The sequence below is a fragment of the Rahnella sp. GSA61A genome (genome assembly GCF_019969905.1).
Taxonomy (GTDB): domain Bacteria; phylum Pseudomonadota; class Gammaproteobacteria; order Enterobacterales; family Enterobacteriaceae; genus Rahnella; species Rahnella aceris.
On sequence record NZ_JAHXYO010000012.1, the window covers coordinates 71,666 to 87,536 of the forward strand.

The 15,871-nt window shown below is 56.6% G+C and carries 15 protein-coding genes; 8 read left to right on the plus strand and 7 right to left on the minus strand.

Features of this window, described 5'->3' with window-relative positions:
* Window positions 1-120 precede the first annotated feature (120 nt).
* The 7 genes from LC431_RS15980 to LC431_RS16010 form a co-directional block, all read right to left on the minus strand.
* Window positions 121-891, minus strand: coding sequence for an SDR family NAD(P)-dependent oxidoreductase (locus LC431_RS15980; RefSeq protein ID WP_013575480.1), 771 nt, complete (start codon window positions 889-891; stop codon window positions 121-123).
* A complete protein-coding gene (locus LC431_RS15985) occupies window positions 891-2,213 on the minus strand; it encodes a hypothetical protein (RefSeq protein ID WP_013575481.1) in 1,323 nt (440 codons plus the stop codon). Before LC431_RS15985 ends, LC431_RS15980 begins: the two co-directional genes overlap by 1 nt.
* Before the next feature lie 2 nt (window positions 2,214-2,215).
* Entirely contained in the window at window positions 2,216-3,556 is a 1,341-nt protein-coding gene (gene hisD / locus LC431_RS15990; RefSeq protein ID WP_223510078.1) for a histidinol dehydrogenase, read from the minus strand.
* Window positions 3,557-3,572: 16 nt separating this feature from the next.
* A complete protein-coding gene (locus LC431_RS15995; protein ID WP_013575483.1) occupies window positions 3,573-4,343 on the minus strand; it encodes an ABC transporter ATP-binding protein in 771 nt (256 codons plus the stop codon).
* Window positions 4,343-5,152, minus strand: a complete 810-nt coding sequence (locus LC431_RS16000) for an ABC transporter permease (protein ID WP_013575484.1) — start codon at window positions 5,150-5,152, stop codon at window positions 4,343-4,345. The genes LC431_RS15995 and LC431_RS16000 overlap by 1 nt, the downstream gene beginning before the upstream one ends.
* Window positions 5,149-6,156, minus strand: coding sequence for an ABC transporter substrate-binding protein (locus LC431_RS16005; protein ID WP_013575485.1), 1,008 nt, complete (start codon window positions 6,154-6,156; stop codon window positions 5,149-5,151). The genes LC431_RS16000 and LC431_RS16005 overlap by 4 nt, the downstream gene beginning before the upstream one ends.
* Before the next feature lie 274 nt (window positions 6,157-6,430).
* Window positions 6,431-7,411, minus strand: a complete 981-nt coding sequence (locus tag LC431_RS16010) for a LysR family transcriptional regulator (protein WP_013575486.1) — start codon at window positions 7,409-7,411, stop codon at window positions 6,431-6,433.
* Between the two features lie 189 nt (window positions 7,412-7,600).
* Between LC431_RS16010 and argH the strand changes: the two genes are divergently transcribed.
* From argH to LC431_RS16050, 8 genes are all read left to right on the plus strand, one after another.
* Window positions 7,601-9,028: an argininosuccinate lyase gene (gene argH / locus LC431_RS16015; protein WP_223510079.1), complete on the plus strand. Its 1,428-nt coding sequence runs from the start codon at window positions 7,601-7,603 to the stop codon at window positions 9,026-9,028.
* 18 nt (window positions 9,029-9,046) lie between these two features.
* Entirely contained in the window at window positions 9,047-9,919 is an 873-nt protein-coding gene (locus LC431_RS16020) for an amino acid ABC transporter permease (protein ID WP_013575488.1), read from the plus strand.
* Between the two features lie 13 nt (window positions 9,920-9,932).
* Complete coding sequence (locus LC431_RS16025) at window positions 9,933-10,697, plus strand: amino acid ABC transporter ATP-binding protein (RefSeq protein WP_013575489.1); 765 nt, start codon at window positions 9,933-9,935, stop codon at window positions 10,695-10,697.
* A 38-nt stretch (window positions 10,698-10,735) separates the two neighbouring features.
* Window positions 10,736-11,557: an ABC transporter substrate-binding protein gene (locus LC431_RS16030; RefSeq protein ID WP_013575490.1), complete on the plus strand. Its 822-nt coding sequence runs from the start codon at window positions 10,736-10,738 to the stop codon at window positions 11,555-11,557.
* 21 nt (window positions 11,558-11,578) lie between these two features.
* Window positions 11,579-12,433, plus strand: coding sequence for a polysaccharide deacetylase (locus LC431_RS16035; RefSeq protein WP_223510080.1), 855 nt, complete (start codon window positions 11,579-11,581; stop codon window positions 12,431-12,433).
* Window positions 12,426-13,328, plus strand: coding sequence for a polysaccharide deacetylase (locus LC431_RS16040; protein ID WP_166860311.1), 903 nt, complete (start codon window positions 12,426-12,428; stop codon window positions 13,326-13,328). Before LC431_RS16035 ends, LC431_RS16040 begins: the two co-directional genes overlap by 8 nt.
* Window positions 13,321-14,676 (plus strand): MmgE/PrpD family protein, encoded by a 1,356-nt coding sequence (locus LC431_RS16045; RefSeq protein WP_112198762.1) that lies wholly within the window; start codon window positions 13,321-13,323, stop codon window positions 14,674-14,676. Before LC431_RS16040 ends, LC431_RS16045 begins: the two co-directional genes overlap by 8 nt.
* Window positions 14,677-14,805: 129 nt before the next feature.
* Window positions 14,806-15,852 carry an oxidoreductase gene (locus LC431_RS16050; protein ID WP_013575494.1) on the plus strand — a complete coding sequence of 349 codons (1,047 nt, stop codon included), beginning with the start codon at window positions 14,806-14,808 and terminating at the stop codon, window positions 15,850-15,852.
* Window positions 15,853-15,871: the final 19 nt, after the last annotated feature.

Sequence of the window (15,871 nt, forward strand, 5' to 3'; positions counted from 1 at the left end):
CGGCTCCCTCCCCTGCGAAGGGGAGGGTTGGGGTGGGGTATTACAGACAAAACAGTAACTTATGCACACTCCGGTTGAACGCCGAGCTTGCACGGGGCCTGAGCCAACCCGTGTCTGACATCAGATCCCCGCCAGATATCCCCCGTCCACATAGAGCACCTGCCCGGTGATATACGCTGCGGCCGGGCTGCTCAGAAATACCGCTGCGCCGATCAGATCTTCCAGTTCGCCAAATCTTCCCAGCGGGATCTTTGTCTGCATCTGCCGACACCAGGCGGCGTTGTCATAAAACTCAGCGGTCAGGTCTGTTTTGAAATATCCCGGTCCGATGCCGTTCACCCGGATGTTTTTACCGGCCCATTCCGTCGCCAGAGTATGTGTCAGGCCGACCATCGCCGATTTAGATGCGCCGTAAGCAGCAGCGCCGGGCACGCCGACCTGGCTGGTCAGGGAGCACAGATTCAGGATGCTGCCACCGCCATTTTCAGCCATCAGCCGTGCTGCGGCCTGGGCGCAGAAAAATGCGCCTTTAAGATTGGTGGTCAGAATGCGGTCCCACAGCACTTCGTCGACATCCATCGACGGGCATAACTGTTCAGTACCGGCATTGTTAACCAGCACATCCGGCGGTGCGGGCAGGGAGGCGAAAGCGTCGGCAAAAGTGGCGGGCTGCGTGACGTCCAGTACCAGCGGCGTGGCGTCACCGCCTTGCTGGCGGATTTGTTCGCAAACGGCATTCAGCGTGGTGATATCACGCCCGCAGACAATGACGCTGGCTCCGGCTTGTGCCATACCTGAAGCCAGGGCCTGACCAATGCCGCGTGAACTGCCGGTGATCAGTACCCGCCTGCCTTGCAGCGAGAAACGTTGCAGGGAGAAAGGAGAGGCCATCAGGGTCTCCCCACAGGGCTTATCCGCGCCAGCCAGTCGCTGAACTCATCGGTATCTTCGACCGGTTCGCTGCCGAGCATGACGGCCATTGCCAGCCCGAGGGCGGAACTGGTTGGCGTATGGCCGCTGAAACCTCCGGCGCGTAAATCCAGTACCAGCGTCGGGCAGCAGAACATGGCGAGCCGGAAGATCCGCTGCCAGTGGGGTGGCAGCCAGCCGTGGCGGGCGAGTTGCGTCAGTAACGGCTGCCAGTATTCCTCGCCTTTGTCGCGTAAAAACGCTGCGCGCAGCGGGGTTAACTGCCAGTTATGATCGACATATAACGTGTCGCCGCGACGCATCACGGTCACTTTGTAAAGTTCGCCGCAGCGTGAAGGTTCATACAGCCACAGCGGATGGGCAAAAATGTTGTGGAATGTGGCTTTGATTTCCGCCAGTAGCGCCGGAATATTACGACCGGCAAACGCCGGGTCGAAGCTGACCAGTTGCGGGATTTCCTCCGTGGTGTCGTACCAGACGTTGGCATTATGCGCGTCACCGTGCGCGGTAATCACCCCGTGATCGGCCAGTGCCGCCGGTGCCAGGCGGACGCCTGCTTCACTGAATAGTTGGCGTAAACTGTGCTGATAAGCCACGCCGTTGATTACCCATCGCAGGTTGCTCAGCGTCTGCCATTCCAGTTCCTCATCTTCCAGCCGGAAGGTTTTACCGACGTAAAAACGGGCCACGCGACCACCAAAACCCGCGGTGATTTCCGGGTTTTCCGGAGAAATTAGCCGGTGATAGAACAACTGATGGACAGGTTCGGCCGCCACCGCACTGACTGAGCCGGGTTTCAGCGTCGGCAGGGTATGGGTCAGAATATCGCGGTCAGCGCGGCGCTGTGCCTCTTCGATTTCCGCTTCCTGGTCCCACGCCTGCTGCTGTTCGATATCGCGGCAGATGTCCGCCATGCGCCGGTCATGGCGCAGGGTGTACATCAGAATCTGACGCCCCGGCTCGCCGCAGGCATAGACAGGAACATCCACGCGAAAGCCGCTTTCACGCAGCAATTCTGCGTTGTAATACTCCTCGATGGTTTTATCTTCGCCTTCTTCATTGTGATATTTGAAGAACAGGGCGCGGCCATCCTCAAGGGTCACGGTGCCGTTGAGAGAGTTGAGGCTGTACTGATCGCGGTTGATGGTGAGCTGACCGGCAGCCACGCCGGTGACTTCGCCGATAAGCTGGCGCAAAACGTCTGCCGCCTGCTGCCATTCTCCCGCCTGCACTAACTGACGCGCCTGCGCGGCCAGCGGTTCACTGCCCGTCATATTGCTCATCGTTACTGGCCTTTTTTGTTGATGATCTCAGTGCGTAAAGCCGATACCGCCAGCGCGTGGCCGGGGAATCCTTCATACAATGCAAAGGCGTGTGCTTTATCGGCCAGCGGCTGATAGCCTTCGCGGGTGACATAGCCTACGGAGATCCGTTTCATGTAATCGAACACAGACAGCGGCCCGACGGTTTTCGCTGCGCCATTGGTCGGCAGAACTGCGTTCGGTCCGAGGACGAAATTCCCCAGCGTGATCGGTGTGTAATTGCCCAGCAGGATTTCACCGGCATTGCGGATTTTGCCCATCACGGCCATCGGCTCTTCGGCCAGAATTTCCAGATGTTCCGGCGCGTACTGATTAACAAATTCAACGGCTGCGGTGAAATCTGCTGTCAGCACCACGCCGCCGTGGGTTCCGCATAATACGGCCTGTGAGAATCCGGCCCGTTTTTCATCGAGCTGCGCCCAGTAACCGGGCAGTGCGGCGATGGCCTGTTCAGCGACCCGACGGCTGCTGGTGACCAGATACGCCGAAGAATCCGGGCCATGTTCTGATTCGATGATCAGATCCAGCGCTGCCAGCGCACCGTCCACGGTGTCATCGGCGAGGATCAGGCTTTCGCTTGGACCGGCAGGAATGCCGGGGTCGATCAGATTCGAGAGTTGACGCTTGGCGGCCACCACCCACGGGCTGCCGGGGCCGACTGTCTTCAGGCACTTCGGCACGGTTTCAGTGCCAAATGCCACGGCAGCGACACCCTGTGCGCCGCCGCATTTGTACACTTCGGTAATGCCAACCAGACGAGCGGCCACCAGCGTGGCGTCATCGACTTTGCCGTCGGGGCCAGGCGGGGTGATGACAATGGCACGTTTTACACCTGCGACCACCGCCGGAATGGTGGTCATCAGTAACACGCTTGGGAATGAGCCTTTGCCGCGTGGCACGTAACAGGCTACGGAATCGATGGGCACATGGCGGTCACCGGCAAAGGCGCCGGGGCGGATTTCTTTCATCCACATGTCTTCCGGTTTTTGTGCTTCATGGAAGGCGCGGACGTTTTCGACGGCGAAACGGATCGATTCCACCACCTGCGGATCGAGGCGTTCAAACGCCGTTTCGAATTCCGTATCTTCCGCCAGAATGCTCATATGCGGCGCGGTAACGCCGTCGAAATCGCGGGCAAAACGGCGCAGGGCGGCATCGCCTTCGGTACGCACCGCTTCAATGATCGGCGCAACGCGCTCAGTGAAAAACGACAAATCGGCTTCCGTGCGTTTGAACAGCTCCGCTGGCAGTTCAGACGAATCACTCAAATCATGAAAAGTTACGGCTTGAAAAGGTGCAGACATGGTCAATCTCCGGTTATCAGGCCAGCGCAGCGCGGGGATGGCCGCTGCGGATAGTGTGCAGGACCTGGCGTTGCAGATCAGTGAATTCAGGGCTGGCGGTCAGTTCCTCACGGCGCGGACGCGGTAACGGCACGTCGTAAGTCGCCGCAATCGTGCCGGGACCCATCACCACAATGCGGTCAGAAAGGTATACCGCTTCTTCAATATCGTGGGTGACGAACATGACGGTCAGCCGGTGTTGCTCCCAGATGCCGGTCAGTAATTCCTGCATCTGATGGCGGGTCATGGCATCCAGCGCGCCAAAGGGTTCATCCATCAGCAGGATTTTAGGGCGGTAAGACAGCGCACGGGCGATGGCGACACGCTGTTTCATGCCACCGGAAAGCTCCGCGGGCCAGGCATCAGCAAACTGCGTCAGTTGCACCAGTTCGAGATGCTGACTGGCTTTTTCACGGCATTCCGCGCGGCTGAATCCGGCGGCTTTCAGCGCAAACTCAATGTTCTGACGCGCTGTCAGCCAGGGCAACAGGGTGTAAGACTGAAATACCACGCCACGGTCAATGCCCGCGCCGCGAATGGTTTTGCCATCCACCTGAACGTCGCCGCTGTCGTAATCCTCAAGCCCGGCAGCAATCGACAATAAGGTGCTTTTGCCACAGCCGGATGTGCCAACCACCGAAACAAATTCATTGTCCGCCAGTGTCAGGCTGATGTCGTGCAGCACTTCGCGCGTTTGTTTGCCAACCTGAAAACTTTTGTGCAGATGGGAAATGGTTAACACCGACATCAGGCGCGCCTCTTGTTGTAGCGGAACAGCACGCGCTCAAGTGCACGCATGATCTGATCGCTGATTAAACCCAGAATACCCAGCAGCAGGATGTAGCCGATGATGGTGTCAGTCTGGAAGAAACGTTGCGACACCACGATGCGGTAACCGAGCCCGGACGTGGATGCCACCAGTTCGGCCAGCACCAGCCACGTCCACGCCCAGCCGAGACTGATGCGCAGTGCGTCCCAGATACCCGGCAGTGCACCGGGTAAAACGATGCGGAACAAGATTTTGCGATCCGGCATGCCTAACGTGCGGCCTAAACCGACAAAATCGCCGGGCACCCGTTTCACGGCGTCGATCACCATCAGAACCTGCTGGAAGAATGTACCGATCCAGATAATCAGGAATTTCTGCACATCGTCGGTGCCGGTCCACAGAATGGTCAGCGGCACGAACGCCACCACCGGCATGTAACGGATAAAGTCCACCAGCGGTTCGGTCAGCGCTTTGAAGAAACCGTAACAGCCTGCCAGCACGCCAATCACAATCGACATCACTGAGGAAATCGCGAAGGCGATACTGATGCGGTACAGGCTGCTTTTAATGTCGCTCCATAGCGTGCCGTCCTGCGCCAGACTGACCATTTTCAGCCAGACATCGGTCAGTTTGGGCAGGAAAATCGGCGGGATCGCGCCGCTGCGGGTTGCCAGCCCCCAGGCAAGAAACAGGATCACGAACAGCGTGACCGCAATGCCGACGAACACTTTGCGCGACGGCAGGCGGCCAATCACCATCAGATTGAGCGGTTTACGACGCGAACTCATGGCAGGCTGTTCACGAAGCTGGCGTCAATCACCCCGGCGGCGGTTACCGGTTTAGGAATAAGCCCGGCGGCGGTGGCTGCTTTGAGCACGTGGGCGAAGGTCTGGTCGGAGAAGGAATGGCTGAGCACCTGTTTGTTTTCCGCCAGCGAGTAATATTTCACGCCGTCAAACGCGGTTTCCAGATCTGCAGGCGTTGCGCCAACCGCTTTGGCAATGATGGCGCGATCCGCTGTGGTATTGGCCTGGTAGTGGGTCAGGGCGGCGTCCCAGCTTTTAATCAACGCAGCGATTTGCCCCGGTTTTTCTTTCAGTACGGAATCACGGACCACCAGCACATCGCCAATCAGGCCGGGATCGGAAGAGCCGCTGTAGAGCATTTTCAGCGACGGGTCCTGTTTTTTCGCGGCAGAAATATAGGGTTCATAAGTGACGGCAGCAGTGACGCGTTTGGCAATCAGCGCGCTGCCCGCAGAATCGGCTGGCATCGGCACCGGTGTGATATCACTCCATTTCAGACCTGCAGAATTAACGGCGCTGTGCAACAGAATGTCGCTGGTGGTGCCTTCTTCAAAGGCCACCTGCTTGCCTTTCAAATCTTTCAGCGTGGTGATGTCTTTGCCCACCAGCAGGGCGTCAGCGGTTTCACTTTGATCCAGTAACAGCACCACTTTGATCGGCAAACCGGCAGAGACCATCGCCATCGCGGTATGTGTGGCAATGTTTGCGCCGTCGATCTGGCCGCTGGCTAAGGCGGCGTTGATGTCTTTATCTTCGGCGAAGTTAATGATATCGACCTTCTCCAGCCCCTGTTGTTTAAAAATGCCCTGACTTTGTGCGACGTGCCACTGGCCGTAACCCAGCCAGGGTTCAATGCCCATTTTGAACGTGCCCGCTTCGGGTGCAGCGGCGGAGGTGCTCAGGCTGAATGTGCTGAGTGCGCCAAGACAACAGGCCAGAGCCAGTTTGTTTTTGAAGAAACCCGTAAAGGTCTGAGAAGGTGACATAATTTCCTCGCTTGGTGTGGGAAGAGAAAAAGACGGCCAATAAAAATCCTAATGTGCAACCCTGTATAGACAAGTGGGTGAAGCAATTACTGCGCCACAGTTGAAATCGCAGAAGGAAATCATGCAGGGCTTTGATGTTATACATTTTTAGATAATTAATGAGAAGAAGGTAAATGAACTTATAATTAAAAGTGATAATCCGCACCACAACATGACTTTCTTTGCACCTTCAGGGTGCAGAAAAACAGTGATATGCAAAGGGTGCATAAGCCGGTCAGCTGGCTCTGGCTTCAGGAACGGGGATTAATGCCTGTTTAAGGGCGTTGTAAAATAACGTCATCACCGAATTAAACGGTGCGCCTTTTTTCAGTACAAGGCTGAACGGTGTGGCAATTTCAATATTCTCCGGCATCAGTGCGCGGAGTTTATTTCCGCCCATAAATGCACTGGCGTAATGTTCAGGCAGAAATCCGAGATAATTTCCCGTCATCAGCAGCATGGTGACGGCTTCGACTTGTACCGCAATGGCGTGCGTGGAAGTGACATCCGAAAAGATATTTTTTTTACTGTGATTGGCGTAAAAATGATTCACCATGTGCGACGATTTGATCTGTGATTCTTTTATTTCAGCGGCAGGGACGCTGAACAGCGGATGTTTGTCGCCGCAATAAAGATAAGCCATTTCATGATAGAGGAAATAGTAATCAAACTCCGGTTTTTCCTGATACACCGGCATGATGCCACAGGTAAAACGTCCGTCGATAATCCCGCGTTCAATCTCGTCCAGCTGAGTGGCGTGCAGGCGAATACTGACCTTCGGTGCCTGACGGTAAATCTCACCCAACGCACTGACTACGGGCGATTGCGGGTCAGTGATGGTGTTATCGATGATGCCAATATTCAGCTCGCCAAACAGTTCATGACGGGCGTGATTGAGTTTGTCGCGAAACTGATTGATGGATGAAAATAAATCAAGGCAGGCCTGATAAGCCACTTTACCGTGTTCGGTTAAATAAAATCCTTCGCGTCCTCGGGTGCAAAGTTTCATGCCAAAACGGATTTCGAGATCAGAAATTTGTTTACTGATCGCTGCCAGACCAATATTCAGTTCATTGCATGCGGCGGTAAAACCACCGGCTTCCACCACGGTTTTAAAGACGCGCAAAAGTTTTAAATCGGCGACACCAAGGCTGTGCTGGTTAATATCACTTTTTGCGGGTGATGTGTTTCCTGATTTGGAAAGTGGACTTTCCATAATTAATATTTACCCCCGCCTTTAAAATCTACACCATCAAATTCACGTAGCCTCACTCGTTATTACCTTGCAAGCCTCAGATTGTTCAGTGTCATTCGTCATGTTGCCGGAAGGGTTTTATTTTCTCTTACCGTCAGACATGCCACCGGATCCAGGTTTGCAACATTTATGCCATACAAGGAAAAAATTATGTCGCAACAGCCAGAATTACTGTGGGGAGCACGCTTCAAACACGGGCCAGCCGCCGCATTAAGCGCATTATCGCGCAGCCCGGAATATTATTTTTCCCTTGCCGAATATGATCTGGAAGGGTGCCGCGCCCATGCGTATGAATTAAGCCGCGCCGGTTTACTCGACGAAAATGAAACCGTCCTGATGGTGGAGGCCATTAAACAACTGGCGAAGGATTTCCGTGCCGGCGTTATTCAGCCGGTTCAGGGGGATGAAGACGTTCACACGTTTATCGAACGCAGCCTGACCGAGCGGCTGGGGGAACTCGGCGGCAAGCTGCGGGCAGGGCGTTCACGTAATGATCAGACCGCTAACGATTTACGCCTCTACCTGCGCGACCACGCCCGCAAGATTGTGGCGGCATTGCTCGAACTTCAGACTGCACTGGTGAAGCAGGCGGAACAGCATATTCATACGCTGGCACCGGGTTTTACCCATCTTCAGCAGGCGCAGCCGATTGTGTTCGGGCATCAGCTGATGGCGCATGCGCAGTCCTTTTGCCGTGACATTGAACGCTTTCAGGACTGGGATAAGCGTTGCGCACTGTCGCCTCTGGGCGCGGCGGCGATGGCGGGTTCTGCGATTGCCCTGCACCCGGAACTCTCCGCCAAAGATCTCGGTTATGACGGTGCCTGTGAGAACTCGATTGATGCCGTAGCCAGCCGGGATCACGTCGCAGAATTCCTGTTTGCGGGCAGTATGCTGAGCGTCAATCTTTCCCGCATCAGTGAAGAAGTGTGTCTGTGGGCATCGCGCCAGTTCCGCTGGGTTGAACTGGACGACGGCTACGCCACCGGCAGTTCCATCATGCCGCAAAAGAAAAACCCGGATATCGCTGAACTGACGCGCGGCAAAAGCGGACGGCTGATTGGCAACGTCACCGCCATGCTGACCACCATGAAAGGCCTGCCGCTTTCCTATAACCGTGACCTTATCGAAGACAAACGTAATGCGCTGGATACCGTCGAACAGTTGCTGTTAGTGCTGCCTGCGATGGCGGGCATGATCGATACCATGACCGTCAATGTTGAGCGTTTACGCGAACAGGCACCGGAAGGCTTTACGCTGGCGACTGAAGTGGCCGACTGGCTGTCGCGCCGTGGCGTGCCGTTCAAGGAAGCCCACGAAATCACCGGCAAACTGGTGCAGGTGTGTGAGCAACATAATCTGGCGCTGCACGAAGTCAGCGACGCGCAGTTACTGGAAGTAGACGCCCGCCTGAGCGCCGACGTGCGTGAATGCCTGACGCTGGAAGCGGCGATCAACGCCCGCAGCGGCAAAGGCGGCACGGCGCCGGTGCGGGTGGCGGAGCAAATTGCGCGGCTGAAAATTCGTCTGCAGGCGCAGGCGCACTGGGCTACAGGCTACGCTGGCTTGTCTTTATAACCGGGCGGGAGAAGGCTTATGACCCCTTATCAGAAAATGTCGGAAAGTGCGAAAAGCGCAGAGATTGATCTCAGCGAATATCACTACGTGCCGCAACGTTATTACGGCCGGATTTTTGCCTCGGTGGTGATCCTGCTGCTGCTGGCGTTGCTGGTGAATGCCTTTGCGCACGGCAAAATCGAATGGCAGTACGTGGCGCAGTTCCTGACCGCCAAAGCCATTCTGTTCGGGCTGGGCAATACCATTGTGATGTCGGTGCTGGCGATGGCGCTGGGGATCGTGTTCGGGGTGATTATCGCCGTGATGCGCATGTCGCAAAACCCGGTCCTGCGCAGCGTGGCGATGGGGTACACGTGGATTTTTCGCGGCACCCCGCTGATTTTACAACTGTTGCTGTGGTTTAACCTGGCGCTGATTTTCCCGGTCATCGCCATTCCCGGCGTATTCAGCATTCAGACCGTCGATATCATGACGCCGTTCACCGCCGCGCTGCTCGGCCTGAGCATTAATCAGGGCGCGTACACCTCGGAAGTGGTGCGTGCCGGGCTGATCTCGGTCGATCTCGGGCAGTACGAAGCCGCGAAATCCATCGGCATGACCCGTCTGCACGCGCTGCGGCGGATTATTTTGCCCCAGGCAATGCGGGTGATTATCCCGCCCATCGGTAACGAATTCATCAGCATGGTGAAAACCACCAGCCTTGCCAGCATGATCCAGTACTCCGAAGTGCTCTATAACGCGCAGACCATTTACTTCGCCAATGCGCGGGTAATGGAACTGCTGTTTGTGGCGGGCATCTGGTATCTGGTGGTGGTGACCGTGCTGTCGCTCGGGCAGAACCGTCTGGAACGATATTTTGGCCGTGGCACCCGCCGCCGCACCAGCCACTGACAGGAGCCTGACCATGAAAAGTATTATCAAAGCCGTCAACGTTAATAAGTACTTTGATCAGTTTCAGGCGCTGAAAAACGTCAATCTTGAGGTTAAACACGGCGAAGTGATGTGCATCATCGGGCCTTCCGGCTCAGGGAAAAGCACATTTCTGCGCTGCATCAATCAACTTGAGCGCATCGACAGCGGGGGCGTCTGGGTCGATGACGAACTGGTCGGTTACCGCATGGACGGCAAAAAACTGTATCCGCTTAATGACCGGCAGATTGCCCGTCAGCGGCTGAAAACCGGCATGGTATTCCAGCGTTTCAATCTGTTCCCGGATAAAACCGCGCTGGAAAACATCATCGAAGGGCCATGTCAGGTGCTGCTGCGTCCGGTGAAAGAGGCGACGCAGGAAGCGATGGCGCTGCTTGAACGCGTCGGGCTGGCGCATAAGCGTGATGCTTATCCGCTGGAACTTTCCGGCGGCCAGCAACAGCGCGTGGCGATTGCCAGGGCGCTGGCGATGAAACCCAAAGTGATGCTGTTTGATGAACCCACCTCGGCGCTCGACCCGGAGATGGTGGGCGAAGTGCTGGCGGTGATGCGCGGCCTGGCGGCAGAAGGCATGACCATGATTGTGGTTACGCATGAATTAGGTTTCGCGCGGGAAGTGGCAAACCGCGTGGTCTTCATGGACGAGGGCGGAATTATAGAAAGTGGTAATCCGGAAGACATTTTGCTCAACCCGCAAAATCCACGGACGCAGAACTTTATTTCTGCCGTCCTGATCTGACCCTTTTGACGTTAACTTTTGACTATGGGAATGCCTTCATGAAAAAAACATTGTTGTCCCTCATTACCGCTGGCGTGCTGCTGAACGGCGCTGTTTCTGTCGCCAGCGCGGCGGAGCTGAAGCAAAAAGACGAAATTAAAGTGGCGATGATGCCGAACTATCCGCCGCTGGAATTCAAAGATCCGGCCACCGGTAATCTGACCGGCATGGATTACGATCTGGGCATGGAACTCGGCAAACGCCTGAACCGCAAAATCAGCTGGCAGGAAATCGGCTTTGAACAGATGGTTAACGCCGTCGCCACCCATCGTGTCGATATGATTTTATCCGGTATGACCGACACCAAACCGCGTCAGGACATCGCCACGTTCGTCGATTACTACAACAGCGGACCGCAGTTCTATACCACCGTCGCGCACAAAGAAATCAATACCATGCTGGATTTGTGCGGCAAGAAAGTCGGCACCAGCCGCCGTACCACATTCCCGGCTGAAATTGCGGCCTGGAGTGAAGCTAACTGTGTTCCGGCAGGTAAGCCCGCCATCGTGGTGATTGGCGCGGAAGGCACGGCGGATGCGCGCACCCAGTTGCGTCAGGGGCGTATTGAAGGCGTGGTGCAGGGCAGCGAAACCCTGCCGTACATCATGAATCTGGAGAAAGACACCTATAAACCGCTGGGCAAAGCTTTTGCCTATCAGGTGACCGGTATGGGGATCAGCAAGGACGATCAGCCGCTGATTGACGCGGTAAAAGGCGCGCTGACCGACATGATCGCCGACGGTACCTATCTGAAAATCCTCACCAAATGGGGTTTGCAGGATGGTGCAATCCAGGAAGTGACCATCAATAAAGGCAAATAACCTCAGGTGACGGACTGACTCATGACGATTTCACAACAGGCGGCCAGTTTATGGCCGCAAAACAAACGCGGCTGCATGGCGCTGGCGTTTGACCTCGACGGCCCGACCGGTGATGCGATGCTTAACGGCACCCTCTGGCAGAAAGCGGATTACTTTACCTTCGGCGCTTACGGACCCTACCGCGCGCTGGAGCGCATTCTTGATTTGCTTGATGATCACCAGCTTCCGGCGACATTTTTCATCCCCGCGTGGGTCGTGGAGAACTGGCCGAAACAGTGTCAGGCGATTGTCGGACGCGGCCATGAAGTGGCGTATCACGGTTACCGTCATGAGTCTTTTTACGCCATCAGCGTGGAGAAGCAGTTGTGGGTGATGCAGAAATCCCGCGAGATTTTCTGGCAGTTTCTGGGCATCCGTGCTGAGGGTTTTCGCACGCCTTCCGGTGACTGGCATGCAGAAACCCCCGCCATGTTACTGGAGGCGGGCGTGACCTATTCCAGCAGTATGCGCGGCGACGACCGGCCTTATCTCATCAGCGTTGCGGGGCATGATCGCACGCTGGTGGAAATCCCGGGCCGCTGGGAAATGGACGATTACGCTTCTATTGCCTATACCCGCGAGCCGAATTTCCCCTCAGGCTTAGACCGTACCGCCAGCTATGAACTGACGCTGGATAACTGGTGTCGTGAATTCGATGGCGCAATGGATGAAGGGCTGAGCCTGACCACGTTGTTCCATCCAAAAATCAGCGGAAAACCCGGACGCATTATGCTACTTGACGCATTTTTTGCTCACCTGAAAGCGCGGGATGACGTGTGGTTTGCACGTTGCCGGGACGTCGCGCACTGGTGGATGCAGGAGCATGCCAATGACTGAACAAAACTGGCCCGCAGGTTACCGCTCTGCGGTGGTGATTACTGTTGATTTCAATGATATTCACGGCATTCTCAGTCAGGTGCCTGCGGTGGCCGGACGCGAAAAAACGCTGTCCGTCTGGCGTTATGGCACGCTGCGCGGCATCGACAGGCTGCTGGGTTTGCTGGAGGAGAAAAACCTGCGCAGCTCGTGGTGTGTGCCGGGCATGGTGGCGGATGAAAACCCGCAGAAGATCCGTGATATAGACCGTGCCGGTCACGAACTGGCGAGCTGTGGCTATGAATTCGTCCATTTTGACGGCCTGTCGTTGCATCAGCAAACTGACAGCCTGCAACGGGGTAAAGCGGCGCTGAAAGCGCTGACGGGTAAAGTGCCACGCGGCTTTCGTTTGCCCGCCGGTAACTGGGCGCCGGGCTTTGCGGATGTGCTGGCGGATGAAGGATTCAGCTGGACATCCGGCTGGCGCGGTGATGATTTACCCTATTTCCAGCCGATGCAGGATGGTCTGGCGTCGCGGCTGGTGGAACTGCCGCTGCATTATGAAATGGAAGACGAGCCGTATTTTGCCTTTAACCTCAGCCCGGCGGTGCCTCCGGCGCAGTCGCGGATTGCCTCTTACCGCCATACCCTCGGCAATATGAAGATGGATTTCGACGGCTTCCACCGTTTTGGCCTGTGTTACGTGCTGCGCCTGCATCCGGAAGTGATCGGCACGGCAGGGCGCATTGGTATGCTGGCGGAACTGCTGGATTACATCACTTCGCACCCGGACGTCTGGGTGGCGACGGCCGGCGAAGTCGCGGACTGGTGGTCGCAGAATCAGCCGCAAAACGAGGCGTCGCATCCGGCGCAAATCTGGATGCAACACACCGCGCCGGGAGTCAGCTATGAGTAATGTTTCACAACAGCAGGTTCTGGCCGGATTCGTGGTGAATACCCGTTTTGAGGATTTGCCGCCACGGCTTGTTGAACGCGCCAAACGGCATATCCTCGACACGCTCGGCGCGGGGCTGGTGGGATCCGCCAGCGATGTTGCAAAACAGGTGGCGGCGATGATCCTCGGTGAAGGCGCATTGCCGCTTTCGCCGGTGTGGGGCTGTCGCGAACTGACGTCGCCGCGCAACGCCGCGCTGCTTAACGGCGTGGCGGCGCATGCGCTGGAACTTGATGATACCGGCGGTTGCGATCATTCCGGCGCGGTGGTGATTCCGGCTTTGCTGGCAGTACTGCCGTTATGCCCGCAACCGGTCAGCGGAAAAGCGTTTATCACTGCGGTCGTGATCGGTTATGACGTGGCGCGCCGCGTGCTGGAAGCCTGTGGCGGATATTCACCACATAACGGCGCAGGCTGGCATTCGACATCCACCTGCGGCGTGTTTGGTGCGGCGGCGGCAGCCGGAAAATTAATGGGGCTGAATGCGGCGCAAATCAGTTCGGCGTTAGGCATCTCCGGCAGTTTCAGCGGCGGCTTGTGGGCGTTTATCCACGACGGTTCGCAGAGTAAAAAACTGCACGCCGGACGTGCTGCCGAAGGCGGTGTGCTGGCCGCGCTGAGTGCCAGGCAGGGCATCAGCGGCCCATCGCAGTTATTCGGGGATAAATGGGGAGGATTCCTTTCCACGCTGGCTCCTGCCAGTGCAACGCCGGAAGCGCTGACCGCGCAACTGGGGGAAATCTGGAAGCTGGAACGTTGTTCCATCAAGCCTTACGCCTCCTGTCGTGGCACGCATTCAGCCATTGACGCCACCGGCATTTTGCTGGAAAGACTGAATGCCAGTGCGGAGGATATCGAAAAAATCGTTGTGCGCTTGTGTCCGTTCCTCAACGGCATGTGCGGCGACAACGAAATCGCCACGCTGGCCGCCGCGCAGATGAGTATCCGCTACGCTATCGCCGCCCGCGTGGTCTTTGGACACGCAGGGCTGGCGGCGTATGACGCTGATAAACGTCAGGATCCGGCCTTGCTGGAGATGATCCGCCGGATTGATTTGCGGGAAGACGACACCCTGAGCGCCGACGGCGAGCCGGATGTCACGCTCTTCACCCGTTCTGGCCAGTCGCAAACCCTGCGGGTTGATGTCGCGCTAGGTGCGCCGGGTAATCCGGTTTCTGATGAGCAACTTAAACAGAAGTTTATCTCGCTGGCGACACGGGTGATGTCGGAGGAAGGGGCAGAGAGGATATGGGAGCAGGGGATGCGGCTGGATCTGGCGCGAGATATTAATGCGTTCATCGGGCGGTAACTCCTTCCCCCTTCGCAGGGGGCGGTGCAAAGAGACAGGGCAAATTTTTCACTTGTTCATCCTGCGTGGCTGGTGTCAAATCAGATGATTAGCCTCCAGCGGGTAAGACCGTTAAATAAAGGAAATCCTATGACTCAGACCCTGCGTACCGGCCTCGTCGGCTACGGCTTCGCCAGTAAAACCTTTCATTCACCCCTGATTGATGGCACGCCCGGCCTCGAGCTGGCGGTGGTTTCCAGCAGCGATGCGGGCAAAGTCCATGCGGACTGGCCCAATGTGGAGGTGGTAGATTCGCCGGAAAAGCTGTTTGCCGATGCGTCCATTGATCTGGTGGTGATCCCGACGCCCAATACCACCCATTTCCCGCTGGCGAAACTGGCGCTGGAAGCGGGTAAGCACGTTATCGTGGATAAACCCTTTACCGTAACACTTGAGGAAGCCCGCGAGCTTGACGCGCTGGCGCGTGAAAAAGGCAAGGTGCTGTCAGTATTTCATAACCGTCGCTGGGATTCGGATTTCCTCACGGTTAAAACGCTGATTGAAGAAGGTGCGCTCGGCGATATCGTCTATTTCGAATCCCATTACGACCGTTACAAACCGCAGGTTCAGCAGCGCTGGCGTGAAAGTGATGCGCCGGGCAGCGGCATCTGGTTCGATTTGGGTTCGCATCTTCTGGATCAGGCGCTGCAATTGTTCGGACTGCCGGAAACGTTGCAGGCGGATCTGGCTGTACTGCGCCCCGGCGGTAAAGCCGTGGACTATTTCAACGCGGTGCTGACCTATCCGCGCCGTCGCGTGGTGCTGCACAGTACGGTGTATGCGGTTGCCGAAACTGCGCGTTTTATCGTGCAGGGCGAGAAGGGCAGCTACGTGAAATTCGGGCTGGATCCGCAGGAGGACCGCCTGAAAGCCGGTGAACGTCTGCCACAGCCTGACTGGGGATTCGACAAGCGCGATGGTGTGATTACGCTGAGCCACGACGGCGTACTGGCGGAAAAATCGCTGCTGACCATTCCGGGCAATTACCCGGCTTATTATGCCGGGGTGCGGGATGCCATTAACGGACAGGGCGACAATCCGGTTCCGGCGGCGGATGCTATCCGTGTGATGGAAATGCTCGAACTGGGGATGCAGTCCTCAGAACAACAGGCGACCCTGAAAGTCATCAAGAACTAACACGTCGTCTACGCTTCTT